Here is a 20167-nt window from a genome sequence, read left to right on the forward strand (position 1 = left end):
GCCCCATGCGTTCGCCTGATGACTCAAATATGACTGTCCCTCCGGCCGGCCCCGCTGCCGGCGTGTGGACGCTTGAGGGCGAACGCCCGATCATAGCCGATGCCGAGGGACCCGCAACCTTGCTGGTGCCTTCCGAGCGTCTGCTGCTGCTCGCCGTCGACCTGCCGCTCGCCACGCGCGCCCAGCGGTTGGAAGCACTGCCCTTCGCGGTCGAGGATCGCATCGCCGACCCGCTCGATTCGGTGCACCTGGCGATCGGGGAGATGCTGGCGCCGCAGCGCTATCTGGTCGCGGTCGTGCGGCACAGCGTCATGGCCGAGTGGGTCACGCTGGCGGACGTGAACGGCCTCGGCGATGCGGCGCTGGTGCCCGATGCGCTGTCGCTGCCGCGCCCGGTCGAGGGCGCGTGGAACGTCGCGCAGCGCGAAGGCCGCGCGGTCGTGCGGGCAGGGGACGGCACCGGCTTTGCGGTGCCCGCCGCGCTGCTGCCCGCCGCCTGGCAAGCCGCCGCCCGGCCCGAGGTCACCACGTTCCGCGATCCGCTCGCCCAGCCGATCGTCGCGCAGGCGGCGGTGCCGCAGCCGCTCGGCATGACGCTCGCGGTGCCCGCCCTCGATCTGCGCCAGGGCCGCTACGCACGTCGCCGCACCGGATCGGCGTTCGTGCGCAAGCTCGCGATGGTCGGGCTCGCCGCGCTGGTCGCGCACGGCGTCATCGCCGCCGCCGACACGCTGATGCTCCGCGCGATCGCCGACCGGCGCGAGGCGGAGACGCGGACCCTGCTCGCCACCGCCGCACCCGATCTCGCCCAGGCGGAGGACCTGCCCGGCAGCATCACCGATCGGCTCCCGCGCGCCACCGGCGACAACCGATTCGTTCCCGCACTCGCCCGAGTCTCGGCCGCGCTCGCCCCCATGGGGCCCGCCATCGTCGTGCGCTCGATGCAATGGAGCGGCAACCGGCTGGTGGTGGATCTCGACGCGGGCGAGGTGGGCGCCGCCGACCGGCTTCGTGCGGCGCTCAGCGGTGCCCGGATCGACGCGACGGTCACCCCCGATCCCGCGGGCGGCATCCGCGTGACGGCGGCCGGCGCATGATCGTGCGGCTGCCCGGACGCTCGCGACTGGAGGCAGGGCTTGCCCGCTTCGACGCGTGGTGGAGCAATCTCAGCCAGCGGGAACGAAAGCTGGTCGGCAGCCTTGCGGCGCTGCTGGTGCTGCTGGTCGCCGTCTATGGCGTGGTGAAGCCCATTCAGGCAGCGCGCGCCGACGCCCGCGCCGACATCCGCCAGTTCGAGACGCTGAACGCCCGCATCCGTGCGGCCGGCACGCTGCCGCCGGTGCAGCCGCTCGCCGCCGGCCCGCCCGATGCCGCGATCACCGCCGCCGCCGGTCGCGCCGGGCTGGCCGTCCAGACGGTGCCGATGGTCACCGGTGGCTATCGCGTCACCGTCGCCGACGGCGCCTATGACGGCGTGATCCGCTGGATCGACGACGTCGCGCGCACCACCACGCTCGGTATCCGCCAGGTGTCGATCGTGCGCGGCACCGCCCCCGGCCATGTCTCGGCCACCGTGGAGTTCGGCGCATGACCGACACGCTGCTCCTGATTGAGGACGCGCCTGCCGAGCGGCTCCCTTATGGCTATGCCCGCCGTGCCGGCGTGCTGCTGCGGCCGGGCAGCACGGGCGTCGAGTGCCTCCACCGCACCAGCGCGCCGCTCGACGCGCTGCTGGAGGTCCAGCGCATCGCCCCCGGCGTCCCGTTCGTGCCCGTCGCCGACGACGCATTCGAGGCGGCGCTCGCCCAGGCCTATGGCGGCAGCAGTGCGACCACCGCCGCCGACATCGAACTTGCGGAACAGGACCTGGCCGCCCTCGCCGACAGCGCGGCGTCCGTCGACGACCTCCTCGACAGCCGCGACGACTCGCCAGTCATCCGCCTCATCAACGCGCTGCTGCTCGAAGCGGTGAAGGAGCGCGCGTCGGACGTGCATGTCGAGACGCAGGAAAAGCGCCTCGTCGTCCGCTTCCGCATCGACGGCGTGCTGCGCGACATCGTCGAGCCGCAGCGTGCGCTCGCGCCGCTGCTGGTCAGCCGCATCAAGGTGATGGCCAAGCTCGACATCGCCGAAAAGCGCGTGCCCCAGGACGGTCGCGTGACGCTGCGCATCGGCGGCCACGACGTCGACGCGCGCGTCTCGACCATCCCCACCCAGCATGGTGAGCGCGTGGTGCTGCGCCTGCTCGAGCGTGGCGGGCTGCGGCTCGACCTGCCGAGTCTGGGCATGTCGGACCGCGACGTCACCGTCTTCACCCGCCTGCTGGAGCGCCCGCACGGCATGCTGCTCGTCACCGGCCCGACCGGCTCGGGCAAGACGACCACGCTTTACACCGCGCTCACCCGCCTCAACGACCGCCGCCGCAACATCATGACGGTCGAGGATCCGATCGAATATGAGCTGCCCGGCATCGGCCAGACCCAGGTCAATCCGCGCACCGACCTGACCTTCGCGCGTGGGCTGCGCGCGATCCTGCGCCAGGACCCCGACGTCATCATGGTCGGCGAGATCCGCGACCAGGAGACCGCCCAGGTGGCTGTCCGCTCGTCGATGACCGGTCACTTCGTGCTGTCGACGCTGCACACCAACTCCGCGGTCGGCTCGGTCACCCGCCTGATCGACATGGGGGTCGAGCGCTATCTGCTGGCCCCGATGGTCGTGGGCCTGGTCGCGCAGCGGCTCGTCCGCAAGCTCTGCCCCGAGTGCCGGCGCGAGGACGTGGCGACTGAGGGCGACGCGCTGCTGATGGGCGGCGCCATCGCAGTCGGCGAGCCGCTGTGGCGCGCGAACGGCTGCGACGCCTGTCACGGCGACGGCTACACCGGCCGCGCCGGCCTCTACGAAGTGGTCGCGGTGGACGACGCCTTCCAGGCGCTGATCCACGACGGTGCATCGGAGGCCGAACTCGAGCGCGCCGCCCGCCGCGACAACCCCTCCATGCTCGACGACGGCGCCGCCAAGGTCCGCGCCGGCATCACCACGGTCGAGGAAGTCGCCCGCGTCGTCCGCGACGAGGGGTGAGCCGCTGCCGCTGAGGAGCGGTGTCCCAGGGGGTTCGCCAGACCCGTTCGTCCTGAGTAGCCATTGAGCGAAGTCGAAATGGCGTATCGAAGGACCGTCGGCGGTGCTTCGATACGGGTCTTCGGCAGGCTCAGCCCCTACTCAGCACGAACGGTCTCGGTTCCAAATCGTCCTGCGTCACGGCACCACCGCCTCCCGCTCCAGCGTCGGCAGCGCCGGCGCGCCGCTGGCATCGAACGTCACCCGCTGGATGTGCGGCGCACGCTTGCCGGTGCAGCCCATCTCGGCAGCGGTGTTGGCGTGGTAGACCATCCAGGTCGACCCATCCTTGCCCGTGAAGAACCCATTGTGCCCCGGCGCGTACACCCCGGCCGAGGGTGTGGTCTTCAGGATCGGCTCCGCCGCCTTGGTCCAGGACGATGCCTTCAGCGGATCCGCACCGGCCGGCGCACGCACCAGCCCCACCGCATATCCGTCCGACCAGCAGGCGCTGCCCGAATAGGCGAGGAACAGGTCGCCCTTCGGCCCCTTCAGGAACGCTGGCCCCTCCAGGATCTGCCGCCCGCCCTGCCGTTCCCACGCGCGGTCCGGCCGCGCGAGGATCGTCTCCGGCCCCGTCACCGTCCACGGGTTCGTCATGGCGACGATCGCCAGGTCGCTCTCGCTCCCGACATAAGGCGAATAGACGAAATAGCGTTTGCCGCGATGCTCGAAGGTGGTGCCGTCGATCCCCGGCTGTGCGGTCGCGACGCGGCCGCGGTCGATCCACGTGCCCGTCAGCGGGTCGGCACTCGCATTCTCCAGCACGAACACGCCGCGATGCGCGTCGTCGTCATGCCCAGCTGCTGCTGCGGTATAATAGATGTACCATTTGCCATCGATGCGGTGCAGCTCGGGCGCCCAGATCGACTGGGCATTGGGGCCGGTCACCGGCGGCCGCCACACCACCGTTTCCTTCGCCTCAGCCAGCCGGGAAAGGTCGCGCGTCGCCCGGATCGCCAGCCGGTCGCCCAGCGTCGCCATGTAGTAATAGGTGTCGCCTTGCCGGACGATCCAAGGGTCCGGTCCGCCGGGGAGCAGCGGGTTGATCGCCACCCGCGCCGCCGCGCCGCCGGCCGGGGTGCGCGCCACCCCCGCTTCCGACACCAGGGTGGCCGAAGCCAGGGCAGGCAGGATCCACCGGAACGCGCGCATCAACCTCTCTCCTCATATTTATCTGCTGTATGGCGGCAGTTCGGCGTGATGCTCAAGAGGACAGTGCGCTTGCCCCTGTCCTACGCCGCGCGCCTGTGCTTTCGTGGCCGACGATGCCTCTCCTCGCCCCCTTGTCCGCTCGCCGCCTGTGTCACGGTGCTGACATGGTTGAGGCAGAAGTGCGTTTGAGCCTCAACTTCCTCAACTTCCGCGCTCCCGAAAGCCTCGCATGACCGCCTATGCCTATCGCGCCGCCGATCGTGGCGGCGCCACCCGCAAGGGGATCATCGAGGCGTCGAGCCCCGCTGCGGCCCGCGCGATGCTGCGCGATCAGTCCCTGTTGCCGCTGTCGGTGGAGGTCGCGGGGGAGAAGCGCGCCTCGCTGGGAACGCTGCGGCTGCCCTCGCTCCGTCGGCGCGGCATTACCCCGCGCCAGCTCGCCACCATCACCCGCCAGATCGCGACCCTGGTCGGCTCCGATGTCTCGATCGAGGAGTCGCTGCGCCTGGTAGCCGGGCAGGCCGAACAGGCGGCGGTGAGCGCGCTGTTGCTCGACGTCCGCTCGGCGATCCTCGACGGCCGCAGCTTCGCCGCGGCTCTCTCGAAGCACCCGCGCGCCTTTCCCGGCTTCTACACCGCTTCCGTCGCGGCCGGCGAACAGTCCGGACGGTTGACGGACGTGCTCAACCATCTCGCCGCCTTCGTCGAGACGCGCCACGCCAACGGGCAGAAGCTCCAGCTCGCGCTGCTCTATCCCGCGCTGCTCGCCGCCGTCTCCTTCGGGATGATGGTGCTGCTGATGGTCTATGTCGTGCCGGACATCGTGCGCGTGTTCGTGTCGCGCGGCGCCGAGCTGCCGTTCCTCACCCGCGCGCTGATCGCACTGTCCGCCTTCATCCAGAACTACGGCCTCTATGTCGCCGTCGCGGCCCTAGTGCTGGGGCTCATTGCCGGCCGCTGGGCAAAGGTGCCCGCCAACCGGCTTCGCGTCGATCGTTTCCTGTCCGAACGGCGGCCCTTCCGCCGCTTCAGCCGCCAGCACAATGCCGCGCGCTTCGCCGGCAGCCTCGCGACCCTGGTCGGCAGCGCGGTGCCGCTGGTGGAGGCGCTCCACGCCGCCGCCGCCGTCACCCCCAACCGCTGGGTGCGCGACAAGGCGCTCGGCGTCGCCCATCGCGTCCGCGAAGGCCTCAGCCTGCGCGCCGCCATGGCGGAGGCGGAGGCATTCCCGTCGATGCTGGTCGCGATCGTCGCCTCGGGCGAGTCGAGCGGCCGGCTTGCCCCCGCGCTGGATCGCGCCGCCACCGAGCTGGAGCGCGAGCTCGACGCGCTCACCGCCACGCTGGTCGCCCTGGTCGAGCCGCTGGTGCTGCTGCTGATGGGCGGGCTGGTGCTGCTGATGGTGCTCGCGATCCTGCTGCCGATCATCAACCTCAACAATCTCGTGACGATCTGATGCGCTGCCCTACAGCCGGCTCTCGATCGTCACGCCCGGTGGCAACCCGGTGAACGGCAGCACCGCCGCGCCGTCGCTGGTAAGCGTCACCCGATATGCGCCGTCCTCGGCCAGCACCGCCTCCACCAGCGTCTGGCGGCGCTGGGTCTGCGGTGCCAGGCGGACGCGCGTCTCGCTGCCGACGTGCTCGGCGGTCAGGATCATCGCCGGCACCGTGCTTCCGGCGCCCGCCGGCTTTGCCATGCAGCTGCCGGCGTCGGACAGGATCGTCGCCTGCGCCTGGTGGTCGCTGCCGCCGGCCACCAGTCGCGGAAGCTCCACCTGCATGGTCATGTCGCAGGTGAAGGGCAGGTCCGGCGCCACCGCCTGGAGCAAGGTCGCGTCGGCGGATCCGCTCACCCGGTCCAGCCGGACGGTGCCCCCCAGGCGGAACAGCGCCTGGCCGCCCAGGTCGGTGTGCGGCCCCGTCGCACGCCAGTCGACCGCAAAGCCCAGGGAGGTGAGCGAGCGGAGCGGCGCCCATTGCCATTCGACCTTGCTGCCGCCGGCGACGCCCACTTCGCCGTTCCAGATCGTGCCGGCGACCCCGCTGCGCCACGGCCGGTCGGTCAGCACTGCGCTCGCCGGCAGCGTTGCGATCATGGCGACGGCGAACGAGGCTATGCCCAACCCCGCGAACGCGATAGAGCGCCGCCGTGCCTGAGCTCGCGCCCCTTCCGGAAGTATCGCGGCGGCAGACGCTTCGCCTGCTGCGGTCGACCCTAGTGCTATCGTCTGCGGCATGGGCCGCTGCTCCCTTGCTGGCGGCGCGGAAGGAAACCCGGCCCGTGGCGCTGCTGGTGCCGCTGACCGGCAGCCATGCGGCGCTGGGCCTTAGCATGCAGCAGGCGGCGATGCTTCCGCAATCCGGCGCACCGGCCGAAACGGGAATGCTGCGCGTGTTCGACACCGCGGGCACCCCGGCGGGGGCTGCCGCTGCCGTCCGGCTGGCGTTGAAGGCGAAGGCCGGCATGCTGCTCGGGCCGCTCACCGCGGCGGAGGTGCCCGCGGTGGTGCAGGCGGCCGGCGGTAAGGTGCCGGTGCTCGCCTTCTCCAACGACATGGCGCTGCGCAACAGCGGCGCCTTCCTGTTCGGCATCACCGCGTCGCAGAGCACCCAGGCGATCCTGCGCTATGCCCGCTCCCGTGGCGTGCGGACCGTGCTGGTGATCGGCGACGGCGGCGCCTGGTCCGTCGCCTCGGTCGATGCGGCCAAGGCGATGGAGGCGGAGCTCGGCATGACGGTCCGGACGGTGACGGTCGCCCCCGGGACGCCCTTGCCTGCGGTCGGCGATGCGCCCGATGCGGTCTTGGTGCCGGGTGGCGGTACGACGCTCCTCGCCGCGGCCCGCGCGTTGCGCGATGCCGGCGTGCAGCTGCTCGCGACCTTCCAGGGCGTGGACTATCGCCCCGAAGCGCTCACCGCGCTTGAAGGCGCCTGGATCGCCAGCCCCGATCCGGAAGCGTTCGAGGGCTTTGCCGGGGCCTATGCGGCGCGCAATGGCGGCCGCCCAGGCACCATCGCGGCGCTCGCCTATGACGCGGCCGGCATCGCTCGCCAGCTGCGTGCCGCCAATAACCTCAACCGCGAGGGCCTGCTTGCCGAAAGCGGCTTCCAATGCGCGACGGGTGCCGTCCGCTTCCGCACCGACGGCAGCTGCGCGCGCAGCTTCGCGATTCTGCTCGCCGGGCGCGACGGCTACTCCAAGGTGGCGGTGAGCCAGGGCGCGTGACTCAGCCCGTCCGGCACGGGGAGGGCGGCTTCACCCTCATCGAGCTGATGATCTCGCTCGGCCTGTTCGCGCTGATCGCCGTCGCGGGCGTCACGCTGGTCGACAGCATTCTCTCGGTCCAGGGCCGCACCGAGAAGCGGCTGGACCGCATTGCCGAGGTGCAGCGCGCGATGTTCGTGGTGGCCAGCGACTTCGACCAGCTCGCACGCGGGCGCGTGCAGGGGGACGGCGGCCGGGTCGCCTTCTCGCGTGCCGCCGGCGGCTTCGGTGGCCCCGCACTCGCCGTCACCTACACCCTCGCCAACGGCGTGTTCGTCCGCACGGTGGACGGCCGGGCGCAGCGGGTGCTCGGCGGCGTCCAGTCGGCCCGCTGGCGCTATTTCGACGGCGGCTGGCTCGACTCCTGGCCTCCCGACGAGGAGCGGGTCGACAGCTGGCCGCGCGCCGTGGCCGTCGAGCTCGCGGTCTCCGCCCCCAGCGGCATGGCAGGCACCGTCCGCCGCGTCGTCACCCTCCCAATTCCGGCGGCCGAGCCGAAATGAACCGACGTCCGCCTGACGACGAGGGGATGATCCTCGTCAACGTGCTGATGTTCGTGGCCATCGCCAGCGGCATCGTGCTGCTGCTCATCAGCCGCGAGGAAATCGCGCTCGATCGCGCGATCCGCTCAAGGGAAGCCGCGCGTGCGCTCGCGATCGTGCGCGGCGGCGAGACTTCGGCGCTGGTGGCGCTCCGCCGGGATGCCCGCGATGCGCCGGATGCCGATTATGCCAGCGAGCCCTGGGGGGCGATCGCCGACAGCGACGTGCCGATCGAGGGCGGCCGCTTCGACCTCGCGATCGCGGATGCCGAGGGGCGCTTCAACGTCAACGCCGTGCGCAAGGATGACCTCTCGGCCCAGCTGCTGTTCGCAAAGATCGGCCGCGCGGCCGGGTTCGACGACGACCAGCTCGCCTTTGCGGTCGGGTTGATCCGCGAATATGGCCCGATCAGCGACCTGCGCCCCCTGCGCTACTCCGGGATACCTCCCGAACTCGCCGACCGGCTCGAGCGGCTGGCGACGGCATTGCCGGGCAGCACGACGATCAACCTGAACGCCGCCTCGCCCGAACTGATGACGGTGCTGTTCGGCGATCCCGTCGTGGCCGAGCGGCTGGTGGCGACCCGTACCCGCCAGGGGTTCCTGTCGCTCCAGGACTTGGCCGACGAAGGCGTGACCATGCCCCCCGGCGCCGGCCTTCGCTCCAACACCTTCTGGGTACGCACCCGTGCCACGGTGGGCGGCACCGCGCAGCAAGGCGCCACCCTGATCCAGCGCCGCGAGGGCGAGGAGGGGCCGGTGGTGGTGCCCGTCGCCCGCTGGCGCAACGCCGCCGTCCCGCCCGAAGCGCCCGCCTTCGTGCTGCCCCGCAAGCCGCCTGCCTAGAAGATCGAGATCAGCGCGACCCCCAGGATCATCAGCACCGCGCCGGCGATGCGGCCGAAACCCGCCTGGTGCACCTCGAACCCCATCCAGCCGTAATGGTCGAGCACCAGTGCCGCGACCGTGGAGGCGGTGACGATCAGCGCCACGAACAGCCCCGCGCCGAGCCGGGGGGAGGCATAGACGGTCGCCAGCACGAACACGATGCCGAGCACGCCCCCGGTCCACGACCACCACGGCGCCTGCGCGATCGCCTGGCCGCTCGGCAGCCGCTCGCCCGCTGCCAGCGACAGCAGCAGCGACACGGACAGCGTCACCACCGAGACGATCGAGACCGTCCACAGCTGCGTACCCAGCGCCTTTTGCAGGGCATTGTTGGTGCCCGACTGGAGCGCACTGGTGATGCCAGCCCCGGCCGCGAACAGGATGAAGAGCAGGTACACGCCCTTACCCCTGCCGCAGACAGGGGAGGAACGGCGCGGCGCTGGGTTCGGGCAATCGGCTTCTCCCTCGGATCGTCCGCCAGCAACCACCGGCAGCGGCAAATGATCCGAGGAGGCGAACTCGCCCTAGTGAATGGCCTCGCCCAGCATCAGCGCGCGGACGTAGCGCACCGGCGGGGAGCCGTGGGCCAGCACCGCGTCATTGTAGCGCTTGAGGTCGAACGCCGCGCCCTCGCGCTTCTCCGCCGCCGCGCGCAGTTCCAGATGCTCGGAGTAGCCGACGAAGTAGCTCAGCAGCTGGGTGGAAGAGAGGCGCGCGCGCGTCCACTTGCCGGCGGCCTCGCGCTCCTGCTGGAACGCGCCCTGCATCATCAGCTCCATCGCCTGCGCCTCGGTCATCCCTTCGGTATGGATGCCGATGTCGAGCAGCGTGTTGGTGATCGAGCGCAGCCGCATCTTGAGGACGGTGAGCTTGAACAGCGGATCGCCGTTCAAATAGCCCTGGTCCGCCATCATCCCCTCGGCATAGACCGCCCAGCCCTCGATGAACGGTCCGGAGGCGAGCACCGCGCGCAGCATCGACGGATACTCGTTGGCGTGCGCGATCTGGAGGTAATGCCCCGGCATCGCCTCATGCACGCTCAAGTCGTGGATCATGTAGTCGTTGTACTCGCGCAGGAAGGATTCCGCCTGCGCGTCGCTCCAGTCCTCGGGGATCGGCGACACGGCAAAGAAGGTGCCGAGCTGCTTCTCGAACGGCCCTGGGCTATCGCAATAGGCGACGGCCACGCCCTGGCGGAACTTGGGCATCTCGATGATCTGGACGGGCGTGTCGGGCACGGTGATGAGGTTCTTCGCGCGGACGAACGCGGTCGCCTGCTGGAGCGTCTTGGTCGCCTCCGCGATCACGCCGCCCCGTGCGGGATGCTTGGCATAGGTGAGCTCCAGCGCCGCCTCGATCGCCTTCTGCTGCTGGTCGGGCGTAGGGGAGGCGGGGAGCGCCGGTGCGTTGGGCTTGCCCGCCAGAACGGTGCGCGCGATCGCATACATCTCCGCCCGCGCATCCGCCTTGGCCTTGAGCGCCCGCGCCTTGATCTCGGGGCGGGTGAGATCGGTCACCAGCGCAAAGCGCAGCTTCTGGTCGTAGCGCTCGGCGCCGAGCCGGAAGTCTCCCTTCGCCTGCGGCACCAGCACCGTGTCCAGCCACTTCTGCTGGTCGGCGACCGCCGTCTTGAGCGTCGCAAGCGCCGCGTCGAACTGCTTCTGGTCGGCGGCGGGAAGCTCGCCCTTGTGCGGCGCCAGCATGCCCTCCGCGATCTGGAGCACGCCCGAGTTCTGCTGCGCCACGGTCTTGGCGAACACCTCCGGCACGCGTGCGGGTACCAGGCTGGCGCGCATCTGCTGGAACAGCTGCGGCGTCTTCTCCATCCGCGCGATCGCCGCCCGCAGCCGCTGCGGCCACGGCGCGAAATCCCGCGCGGCGAGCAGGTAGAGTCCTCCGGAGACGGACTCGTTGGCGCCCTGCGGGTCCCATCCGTGAGGTTTCAGCGTCTCGATCGTCCACAGCTGGTAGGCGAGCTCGTTGGCGAGCAGCGCCGCATCGACCTGGTTCTCGCGGCTGAGCTTGCTGCGATCGATCCGCGCCAGCGCCGCTTGGGTACGCTTCAGCGCCGCTACCTCGCGTCCACGGCCCGCGGCGGACAGGTCGTCGACCTCTGCGTCGAAGCGATGGTCGCCCAGATACGTCGCATAAGTCGGGCGCAGCCGCGCCATCTCGTCCAGGAAGCGCTTGCCCAGCGCCTCGAACGCCGCGTCCTGCGCAGAAGCCGCGGCGGGTGCTGCAGGCTTGGCGACGATCGCGCTGCCGGGCAGCGTCGCCCCGGCCAGGAGCAACAGGGCAAACAGACCAGAGCGCATCGACGACCCCCACAAGTTCCAGTGGTTCGGGTCTATGCAGCGCACCGCCCGGCGGCAAGCGGCGGGATCGGATTACGCCGGCTTCGCCCGGCCGCTCAGCTCGGCGCCCGCCTGCGGGTCGAAGCGCAGGTTGACCAGCAGTGCCGCCAGCGAGATCGCCGTCACCGTCCAGAATGCGGCGGAGAAGTCGGGGAAGCTCGGGCTCGCCCGGCCGTTCGCGCCCATCGACACGTGCAGCGCGACGCTGGCCGTACAGATGCCGAGCGACAGCATCAGCTGCTGGAAGGTCGAGTAGAAGCTGGTCGCCGCGCTCATCCGCTCCTTGTCGATCTCGTCATAGGCGATGGTGTTGTAGGCGGTGAACTGGAACGACATCAGGAAGCCCGAGACCACCAGCACCGCAAAGATCGCCGGCAGCGGCCAATCCGGGCGAAACAAGCCGCAGACCGCATAGGCAGCCGTGCCGAGCACGCCCATCACCACGAGGCTCGAGCGAAAGCCGAAGCGATGAAGCAGGCGGCGCGCCACGCCCTTCATGCCGAACGAGCCGATCGCGGTGGCAACCGTCATTGCGCCGCTCTGCGCGGCGGTGAGGCCGAAGCCCAACTGCATCATCAGCGGCAGGAGGAACGGCTGCGCACCCTGGGTGATCCGCGCCAACGAGCCGCCCAGGACGGACAAGCGGAAGGTGGGAATACGCATCAGCGAAAGGTCGAGGATCGGGTGCTCGATGCGGCGTGCGTGCAGCATATAGAGGAGGCCGGTCACCGCGCCGACGGCGATCAGCGGCACCGCGACACCAGCCCCTTCCGATCGGCTCACCATCTCGAACCCCAGCAGCAGGCAGCCGAGGGCTGCTGCCGACAGGAGGAAGCCGGTTCGATCGAACGGCTGGGCCTCTCCCTCGCGAATGTCGGCGATGAACTTGCCAACCAGCGCGAAGCCGACGATGCCGATGGGCAGGTTGAGCCAGAAGATCCACCGCCAGTCGGCATAGGTGACGATGAAGCCGCCCACCGGCGGGCCCAGGATCGGCCCGATCAGCGCCGGCATGATCAGCCACGACATCGCCGACACCATGTCGCGCTTGGCGACGGAGCGCAGCAGCACCAGTCGCCCCACCGGCATCATCATCGCGCCGCCGACGCCCTGCAGGAAACGCGCGACTGCCATGGTCGGCAGGTTGGGCGCGAGGCCACAGGCGAGCGAGCCCAGCACGAACACCGCGATCGCCCAGCGGAACACGGGCTTGGCACCGAAGCGATCGGCCACGAAGCCCGAGGCGGGGATGAACATGGCGAGCGCGAGCAGATAGGAGGTGAGGGCGATGCTCATCTCCGGAGCACGCACGCCGAAATCCCGTGCCATCGTGGGCAGCGCCGTCGCGAGCACGGTGGCGTCCAGATTCTCCATGAACATCGCGCAGGCGATGATCAGCGCCACCGTCCGGTAGTTGGCGCTCGCCGGCGCGCCACCTTGTTGATCGGTGGTCTCGGCGATTCGCTCGCCCGCCGGCACGATGCCGTCGCGCACTTCGGAGTGGACGGAAGCGATGCCGCGACGCCGCGGGCGAAGGAAGTTGCGCGGATCGAGTCCGTGCGGGAGGTGCAAAGACATGAACCTGCAATTTGGCGTCTGGAGTCGCCGATGCAATGCTGCGGGTGCACAAAGACGCCGGGCGGGCTGCCGCTTGACCTTCACCATGGCCGTAGCGGTATGTCGGAGCTGCGGTGTTCGAGATTGTCAGGGCACCGTTGGGAAGGGGACCAGAATGCGTCACGTGGTCGCTGCGGGTGTCTGCCTTGCCGCTCTGACGGCTGCGGGCGCGGTGCAAGCCCCAGCATCGGGTCGGCAGGGATCAAGGACTTCCGCGCCGATGGACGCGCTGGCAGAGACCCTGCTCGCGCTCGCCCCGGAGGCGAATGCCGCCGGCACGCCGACGATCGCTGCGCTGCGGGCAAAGGACTCGCCGGTGCGATGGATCGACGCACCGCCCTCGGCTGCAGAAACGCCTCGGACTGTCGGCAAGCTGGCGGGCGGCACCGTTCTTGCGCCCAACGCCGACGTGGTATCGGAACTCACCTTCGAATGGGACGGCCCGCCCGGTCAGCCCTTCGGGTTCAATCCGGTGCAGGCGCTCCGGAGCAAGGGCTTCGAGGTGCAGGCGCTATACTGCTCGCCGATGGTGTCCGAGGGGACGAACTATTTCCTTGTCGCGCCACCGGGCAAGCGGCCGGGCTTCCTTGCGGTCTACGCGTTCGATGCGCCCCTGGCGATTTCGATCGCGAGCTGGTCGATCCGGTACCGACTGGATGGCCACATCCCCTCGCTTGCGGAGGTGCAGGCAGACGAAGATACCGAGGCCACCACGGATTGTTCGACGGAGACCTTCGGACCGGTCGAGCAGATCAGCCATGCCGAGGCAGAGGCGTTCGTGCGGAGCAGGGCCTCGGCTACGCAGGGTTCGCGCTAGCGGGACGCTGAAAAGCAGACCGAACGAAGCGAAGGTCGGCGCCGCGCCTGCCTCGCGAACGCTCCCCGAAGGGGGTGGTCTCATCGATGTCTTGGAAGAAATTGGTCGGGGAAAGAGGATTCGAACCTCCGGCCCCTGCGTCCCGAACACAGTGCTCTACCAGGCTGAGCTATTCCCCGACCGATGCCATCCCAGTCGCTGACCAGGTGGCAGGCGGCGGCTTATATCAGCGATTTCGCGGGTGACAAGCGTCTCTTTTGCGCTTTTCTGCGGTCTGGATCGCCGGCAGCGCGCGCGCCCCCTTCGCATCCGCCCGGCCCGGTGCTAACCGCGCGGGATCATGGCGACAGAACTCAGCAAGATCCGCAATTTCTCGATCATCGCGCACATCGATCACGGCAAATCGACGCTTGCGGACCGGCTGATCCAGCGCACCGGGGGGCTCTCCGACCGCGAGATGTCGGCGCAGGTGCTCGACAACATGGAGATCGAGAAGGAACGCGGCATCACCATCAAGGCGCAGACCGTGCGCCTGGAATGGAAGGGCCATGTCCTCAACCTGATGGACACGCCCGGCCACGTCGACTTCGCCTATGAAGTCTCGCGCAGCCTGGCCGCGTGCGAAGGCGCGCTGCTGGTGGTGGATGCGGCGCAGGGCGTGGAGGCGCAGACGCTCGCCAACGTCTACCAGTCGATCGAGCACGATCACGAGATCATCCCGGTCATCAACAAGATCGACCTGCCGGCCGCCGAGCCCGAGCGCGTGAAGGTGGAGATCGAGGACCTGATTGGCCTCGACACCTCCCATGCGGTGCTCGCCTCCGCAAAGGCCGGGATCGGCATCGAGGAAATCCTCGACACGGTAGTCGAGCGTATCCCCGCGCCCAAGGGCGATGCGGACGCGCCGCTGAAGGCGATGCTCGTCGACAGCTGGTACGACCCGTATCTGGGCGTCGTCATCCTGGTTCGCGTGATCGACGGCACGCTGAAGAAGGGCCAGCAGATCAAGTTCATGAACGCGGGCACCACCCACCTGGTGGACCGCGTCGGCTGCTTCCGGCCGAAGATCGAGCAGCTGACCGATCTGGGTCCGGGCGAGATCGGCTTCATCACCGCGCAGATCAAGGAAGTCGCGCAGACCGCGGTCGGCGACACCATCACGGACGCCAAGCGCCCTGCCGCCGAAGCCGTGCCGGGGTTCAAGGAAGTGCAGCCGGTGGTGTTCTGCGGGCTGTTCCCGGTCGACGCCAACGACTTCGAGAAGCTGCGCGAGTCGATCAGCAAGCTTCGGCTCAACGACGCGAGCTTCAGTTTCGAGATGGAGACCTCGGCGGCGCTGGGCTTTGGCTTCCGCTGCGGCTTCCTGGGGCTGCTCCACCTGGAGATCATCCAGGAGCGGCTGACCCGGGAGTACGACCTCGACCTCATCACCACCGCGCCGTCGGTCGTGTACGAGATCGAGCTGACCCATCCCGATCCCGCGGGCGTGACCAAGATCGACCTGCACAACCCGGCCGACATGCCCGATCCCAACAAGATCGCGAGCATCAGCGAGCCGTGGATCGAGGCGACGATCTATGTCCCCGACGAATATCTCGGCTCGATCCTGAAGCTGTGCCAGGATCGGCGCGGCATCCAGAAGAACCTGACCTATGTCAGCGGCCGTGCGCAGGCGACCTACGAACTGCCGCTCAACGAAGTGGTGTTCGACTTCTACGATCGGCTGAAGTCGCTGTCGAAGGGCTATGCGAGCTTCGACTATGAGCAGATCGGCTATCGCGAGGGCGACCTCGTCAAGATGAGCATCCTGGTCAACGAAGAGCCTGTCGATGCGCTGAGCATGATCGTCCACCGCGGCACGGCCGAGGTGCGCGGCCGCGGCATGGTCGAGCGGCTGAAGGAGCTGATCCCCAGGCACATGTTCAAGATCCCGATCCAGGCGGCGATCGGCGGCAAGGTGATCGCGCGCGAGACGATCAGCGCGATGCGCAAGGACGTGACCGCCAAATGCTATGGCGGCGACGCCACCCGCAAGCGCAAGCTCCTGGAGAAGCAGAAGAAGGGCAAGGCGAAGATGCGCGAGTACGGCTCGGTCAGCATCCCGCAGGAAGCCTTCATCGCCGCCTTGCGGATGGGGGACGAGCAATAGCATCGATGGGGCGGCGCCGGAGCGTCGCCCCTTTTCTTATGCGGCGTTGCGCGACGGCTCGGCCCAGTGCACCCGATCCCGGCCGGCGTGCTTGGCAGCGAACAGTGCGGCGTCGGTCTGGTGATAGAGCTGCTGCCAGTCGGCTTCCGTCGCCAATGGCCCGATGCAGCTGCCGATGCTCGCCGTGACCTTCAACCCATAGGGCATCGCCGCCGCGCGGAGCGACGCGAGCAGCGCCTCCGGGTTCAGTGCCGCGCGCGAATCGGCGAGGATCGCGAATTCCTCGCCTCCGATCCGTGCGATCAACGTCCCTGCCGGCGCTGCGCGACGGAGGGTGCGCGACACCACCCGCAGCACTTCGTCGCCGCCGTCGTGGCCGATGGCGTCGTTGATCCGCTTGAAATGATCGATGTCGGCGACCAGCAGCTGCTGTTCCGCCGTGCGGCCGATCGCCTGGGCCAGGAAGGCGCGGCGGTTCAGCAGGCCGGTGAGCGGATCGGTATCGGCAAGGCGTCGCGTGCTGATCTCCTGGCGGATTGCCGCATCCCGCTCCATGCTCAGCAGGCGGATTCGATAGGCGATTGCCAGGCTGGTGAGCAGCGCCTCGGCGCTCATCGCGAGCACGGTGCTGTTGTCGATCCAGAAGCTCCACGAAAGCAGCCCGAAGTTGCTGGAGACCCGCACGATCACCATGACGACCGGCGACGACCAGGTCAGTGCGAACAGCCACAGATAATTGCTCCGCCGCCGCCAGGCCCGCCACAGGATGGGGGCGATGACGCCGATCAGCGCCAGGAAAGACAGGGAGAACAGCGCGTCGAGAGCGTGGATGTTCACCGGTGCGATCAGCAGGAACAGGATTCCCAGGATCGCCATGCCCGCCGCCGAAAGCTCGGTGAGCCGCCCCACCCAGCCGTCGAAGATGCGCGCCTCGAAGAAGCTCCGGCTGAAGGCGAGCGCGGCCGCGCCGGCCCAGGCGAGCATCACATAGTTGATCGTGATCCGCTGGTTGTTCTGGATGTCGGGCAGCAGCCAGGCGAGCGCGGCCGAGGAAGATGCTGCATAGAACAACAGGCAAAGCAGCATCGCGCAGTAGGCGAGCTGGAAGCGGTGGCGCAGCGCCTTCCACAGCGCGAGATTGTAGACGATGAGCGCGATGCAGAGACCTGCGAAGGCTGCGTAGATCGCTGCCAGTTTCAATGTCTGGCGTTCGGCCTCGGCGCGGGTGAGGAGCCGCGGCCCGAGCACGATGCCCCGGACGTTCGCCGCTCCTTCAACGTGCCAGAGCAGCCGTGTCACGGGCGCGCTCCGCGAGGGCAGCGCGAACTCGATTAGCGCACCGAGCTGGAGGTGCTGCGTGAGCCCGCGCTGGTCGACGGTCACCGAGGCGATGTGTCCGTCGGCATAGAGCACGTAGACGGACATGCCGCGGATCCAGACGCTTCCGGACCGGACTCGAAGCGGCTCGTCGGCCGGGGGGCGGAGCGTCACCGGGCTGGACAGGACCCAATAGTCGCCTCGTCCCCAGGATCGCTGCGGAGTGGCGCAGTCGAAGCTTTGAGGCTGTGCGAAGAGGCTCTGCGGCGTCAGCCTGTCCGCATCCGGCCGTACGCAGGCCCGGAGGGACGCGGCGCCCTGCGGGGGGGCGGCGGCGGCCTGCTGGGTGAGGGCGAGACCCGCCAGCACCAGTGCGCAGACGATCCGCGCCAGTCGATTCAGGCTCCAGCTCACGCGATCGGACCTATCGCGTGCGGTGCGAAAAATCCGTTAAGCACGGAGAAGGGAAAATGTCCGGCCCCGGTCGCGAGGACCGGGGCCGGACATTGGTTACGCCTTGGCGGGTGCCTTGGCCCGGCCGCCTTTCTTGGGCTTGCGCGGAGCTGCCGGGGTGATCTCGAAGGCGAGCGCGCCGTCCTTCAGCTTCACCGACACCTCGCCCCCGTGGACGAGCTTGCCGAACAGCAGCTCCTCGGCGAGCGGCTGCTTGATCTTCTCCTGGATCAGGCGACCCATCGGCCGCGCGCCGTACAGCTTGTCATAGCCGCGCTCGGTCAGCCACGCCTTGGCTGCCTCATCCAGGTGGATGTGGACGTTGCGGTCGGCGAGCTGGAGCTCGAGCTGGAGAATGAACTTCTCCACCACGCGTTCGACCACTTCGGTCGGCAGGTACCCGAACGGCACGATCGCATCCAGGCGGTTGCGGAACTCGGGGGTGAAGAGCTTCTTCACCGCCTCCTCCTGCACGTCCTCGCGGCTGATCTGGCCGAAGCCGATCGACTCCTTGGCCATGTCCGACGCACCGGCGTTGGTCGTCATGATCAGGATGGTGTTCCTGAAATCGACGGTCTTGCCGTGGTGGTCGGTCAGCTTGCCGTTGTCCATCACCTGCAACAGGATGTTGAACAGGTCCGGATGCGCCTTCTCGATCTCGTCGAGCAGGAGCACCGAATGCGGGTTCTGGTCGACCGCGTCCGTCAAGAGGCCGCCCTGGTCATAGCCGACGTAGCCCGGAGGGGCGCCGATCAGCCGGCTGACCGAGTGGCGCTCCATATATTCGGACATGTCGAAGCGCTGGAGCGGAATGCCCAGGATTTCGGCAAGCTGGCGTGCAACCTCAGTCTTGCCGACGCCGGTGGGGCCGGAGAACAGATAGTTGCCGATCGGCTTGTCGGGATCGCGCAGGCCCGCGCGGCTCAGCTTGATCGCCGAGGACAGCACCTCGATCGCCGGATCCTGCCCGAACACGACCCGCTTGAGGTCGGTATCCAGGTTGGCGAGCACGCGTGTGTCGTCGGTCGAGACCGACTTCGGCGGAATGCGCGCCATGGTGGCGATCACCGCCTCGACTTCGCGGGTGGTGATGGTCTTCTTGCGCTTGTTCGGCGCCACCAGCATCTGCATTGCGCCCACCTCGTCGATCACGTCGATCGCCTTGTCGGGCAGCTTCCGGTCGTTGATGTAGCGCGCCGACAGTTCCACCGCCGACTTGATCGCGTCGGGGGTGTACTTGACCGAATGGTGCCCCTCGAACGCGGTGCGCAGGCCGGTCAGGATCTTGATCGTGTCCTCGACCGACGGCTCGTTGACGTCGATCTTCTGGAACCGGCGCAGCAGCGCGCGATCCTTTTCGAAGTGGTTGCGGAACTCCTTGTAGGTGGTCGAGCCGATGCAACGGATCGCGCCGCCCGACAGCGCCGGCTTCAGCAGGTTGGACGCATCCATCGCGCCGCCCGAGGTGGCACCGGCGCCGATCACCGTGTGGATCTCGTCGATGAACAGGATCGCGTGCGGCAGCTTCTCGAGCTCGTTGACGACCTGCTTCAGCCGCTCCTCGAAATCGCCGCGATAGCGGGTGCCGGCGAGCAGCGCCCCCATGTCGAGCGAGTAGATGACGGCGGGCAGCAGCACTTCCGGCACGTCACCCTCGACGATCTTGCGCGCCAGCCCTTCCGCGATCGCGGTCTTGCCCACGCCCGGATCGCCCACATAGAGCGGGTTGTTCTTGGAGCGGCGGCACAGGATCTGCACCGTGCGATCGACCTCGGCCGAACGGCCGATCAGGGGATCGACCTTGCCGTTCTTGGCCTTCTCGTTGAGGTCGACGCAGAACTGCTTCAGCGCGCTCTCGCCCTTGCCCTTGGGATCGGCCTTGGGCTTCTCCTCGTCCGCGCCCTTCACTTCGCGTGCCTCGGACGGCGAGCCGCCCTTGCCGACGCCGTGGCTGATATAGCTGACCGCATCGAGCCTGCTCATGTCCTGCTGCTGGAGGAAGTAGACGGCGTAGCTTTCGCGTTCGGAAAACAGCGCAACGAGCACGTTAGCGCCGGTCACTTCGTCGCGGCCGGAGGACTGGACGTGAAGAATCGCGCGCTGGACGACGCGCTGGAAGCCCGAAGTGGGCGAGGGATCGGTGGCCGAATCGACCTTCAGCGCGTCAAGTTCGGTGTCGAGATACTGGGCGACGGTCGCCTTGAGTTCGCCCAGGTCGACGCCGCAGGCGTTCATGACCTTGGACGCATGTTCGTCCTCCACCAGCGCGAACAGCAGGTGCTCGAGCGTGGCATATTCGTGCCGGCGGGTGGACGCAGCCTCGAGCGCCTTGTGCAGCGTGGTTTCGAGGGCGGAGGCAAAGGATGGCATCAGACGGATACTCCAACCGGGCCGACGAGCGTGCATCGGCCGTTTGCATCTATGTCGGAACGCAAGGGGCCTACATCAAGCGGCTGCCGGCCCCGGCGTTCCAGGAACGTTCCCGTGAC

16 protein-coding genes and 1 tRNA gene are annotated in these 20167 nt (G+C 68.7%); 9 read left to right on the plus strand and 8 right to left on the minus strand.

Translation table 11 applies throughout. The features are described from left to right. Positions 1–29 precede the first annotated feature (29 nt). Genes gspL through gspE form a run of 3 tightly spaced genes read left to right on the plus strand, consistent with a single transcriptional unit; the run spans position 30 to position 3081 of the window. On the plus strand, positions 30–1097 hold the full coding sequence (gspL, locus tag VPH46_RS08800; RefSeq protein ID WP_416610543.1) for a type II secretion system protein GspL: 1068 nt from the start codon (positions 30–32) through the stop codon (positions 1095–1097). Further along, positions 1094–1591: a type II secretion system protein GspM gene (gene gspM, locus VPH46_RS08805; protein WP_416610545.1), complete on the plus strand. Its 498-nt coding sequence runs from the start codon at positions 1094–1096 to the stop codon at positions 1589–1591. The genes gspL and gspM overlap by 4 nt, the downstream gene beginning before the upstream one ends. Next, positions 1588–3081 (plus strand): type II secretion system ATPase GspE, encoded by a 1494-nt coding sequence (gene gspE / locus VPH46_RS08810; protein WP_416610547.1) that lies wholly within the window; start codon positions 1588–1590, stop codon positions 3079–3081. The genes gspM and gspE overlap by 4 nt, the downstream gene beginning before the upstream one ends. Positions 3082–3258: 177 nt before the next feature. Here the strand turns inward: gspE and VPH46_RS08815 are convergent, their stop codons facing one another. Further along, positions 3259–4275, minus strand: a complete 1017-nt coding sequence (locus VPH46_RS08815) for a family 43 glycosylhydrolase (protein ID WP_416610549.1) — start codon at positions 4273–4275, stop codon at positions 3259–3261. Positions 4276–4504: 229 nt separating this feature from the next. Here VPH46_RS08815 and VPH46_RS08820 point away from each other — a divergent pair, with 229 nt between their 5' ends. Next, positions 4505–5731, plus strand: a complete 1227-nt coding sequence (locus VPH46_RS08820) for a type II secretion system F family protein (RefSeq protein WP_416610551.1) — start codon at positions 4505–4507, stop codon at positions 5729–5731. 9 nt (positions 5732–5740) lie between these two features. Here the strand turns inward: VPH46_RS08820 and VPH46_RS08825 are convergent, their stop codons facing one another. Beyond that, positions 5741–6373: a hypothetical protein gene (locus VPH46_RS08825; RefSeq protein WP_416610553.1), complete on the minus strand. Its 633-nt coding sequence runs from the start codon at positions 6371–6373 to the stop codon at positions 5741–5743. 185 nt (positions 6374–6558) lie between these two features. Between VPH46_RS08825 and VPH46_RS08830 the strand changes: the two genes are divergently transcribed. From VPH46_RS08830 to VPH46_RS08840, 3 genes are read left to right on the plus strand one after another with little or no spacing between them, the layout of a single operon-like run. Beyond that, complete coding sequence (locus VPH46_RS08830) at positions 6559–7503, plus strand: ABC transporter substrate-binding protein (RefSeq protein ID WP_416610555.1); 945 nt, start codon at positions 6559–6561, stop codon at positions 7501–7503. Beyond that, positions 7500–8045 carry a type II secretion system protein GspJ gene (locus VPH46_RS08835; RefSeq protein WP_416610557.1) on the plus strand — a complete coding sequence of 182 codons (546 nt, stop codon included), beginning with the start codon at positions 7500–7502 and terminating at the stop codon, positions 8043–8045. The genes VPH46_RS08830 and VPH46_RS08835 overlap by 4 nt, the downstream gene beginning before the upstream one ends. After that, positions 8042–8929, plus strand: a complete 888-nt coding sequence (locus VPH46_RS08840; protein WP_416610559.1) for a general secretion pathway protein GspK — start codon at positions 8042–8044, stop codon at positions 8927–8929. Before VPH46_RS08835 ends, VPH46_RS08840 begins: the two co-directional genes overlap by 4 nt. On the opposite strand, the gene VPH46_RS08845 is transcribed toward VPH46_RS08840, so the two are convergent. From VPH46_RS08845 to VPH46_RS08855, 3 genes are all read right to left on the minus strand, one after another. Continuing rightward, complete coding sequence (locus tag VPH46_RS08845; RefSeq protein ID WP_416610561.1) at positions 8926–9369, minus strand: DMT family transporter; 444 nt, start codon at positions 9367–9369, stop codon at positions 8926–8928. The genes VPH46_RS08840 and VPH46_RS08845 overlap by 4 nt on opposite strands. A 126-nt stretch (positions 9370–9495) precedes the next feature. Then, complete coding sequence (locus tag VPH46_RS08850; protein WP_416610563.1) at positions 9496–11286, minus strand: DUF885 domain-containing protein; 1791 nt, start codon at positions 11284–11286, stop codon at positions 9496–9498. A gap of 72 nt (positions 11287–11358) precedes the next feature. Continuing rightward, complete coding sequence (locus tag VPH46_RS08855; protein ID WP_416610565.1) at positions 11359–12903, minus strand: MDR family MFS transporter; 1545 nt, start codon at positions 12901–12903, stop codon at positions 11359–11361. Between the two features lie 259 nt (positions 12904–13162). On the opposite strand from VPH46_RS08855, the gene VPH46_RS08860 reads away from it, so the two are divergent. Next, on the plus strand, positions 13163–13759 hold the full coding sequence (locus VPH46_RS08860; RefSeq protein WP_416610567.1) for a hypothetical protein: 597 nt from the start codon (positions 13163–13165) through the stop codon (positions 13757–13759). Between the two features lie 102 nt (positions 13760–13861). Here the strand turns inward: VPH46_RS08860 and VPH46_RS08865 are convergent. Next, positions 13862–13938, minus strand: a tRNA-Pro gene (locus tag VPH46_RS08865). A 161-nt stretch (positions 13939–14099) separates the two neighbouring features. On the opposite strand from VPH46_RS08865, the gene lepA reads away from it, so the two are divergent. Continuing rightward, positions 14100–15908, plus strand: coding sequence for a translation elongation factor 4 (gene lepA / locus VPH46_RS08870; protein WP_416610569.1), 1809 nt, complete (start codon positions 14100–14102; stop codon positions 15906–15908). Between the two features lie 36 nt (positions 15909–15944). Here lepA and VPH46_RS08875 read toward each other — a convergent pair whose 3' ends face one another. Beyond that, positions 15945–17639, minus strand: coding sequence for a diguanylate cyclase domain-containing protein (locus VPH46_RS08875; RefSeq protein WP_416610571.1), 1695 nt, complete (start codon positions 17637–17639; stop codon positions 15945–15947). Positions 17640–17735: 96 nt separating this feature from the next. Continuing rightward, a complete protein-coding gene (gene clpA, locus VPH46_RS08880; protein WP_132883461.1) occupies positions 17736–20048 on the minus strand; it encodes an ATP-dependent Clp protease ATP-binding subunit ClpA in 2313 nt (770 codons plus the stop codon). Between the last annotated feature and the right edge of the window lie 119 nt (positions 20049–20167).

It is taken from the genome of Sphingomonas sp. MJ1 (PH-R8) (assembly GCF_048058635.1).
Taxonomy (GTDB): domain Bacteria; phylum Pseudomonadota; class Alphaproteobacteria; order Sphingomonadales; family Sphingomonadaceae; genus Sphingomonas.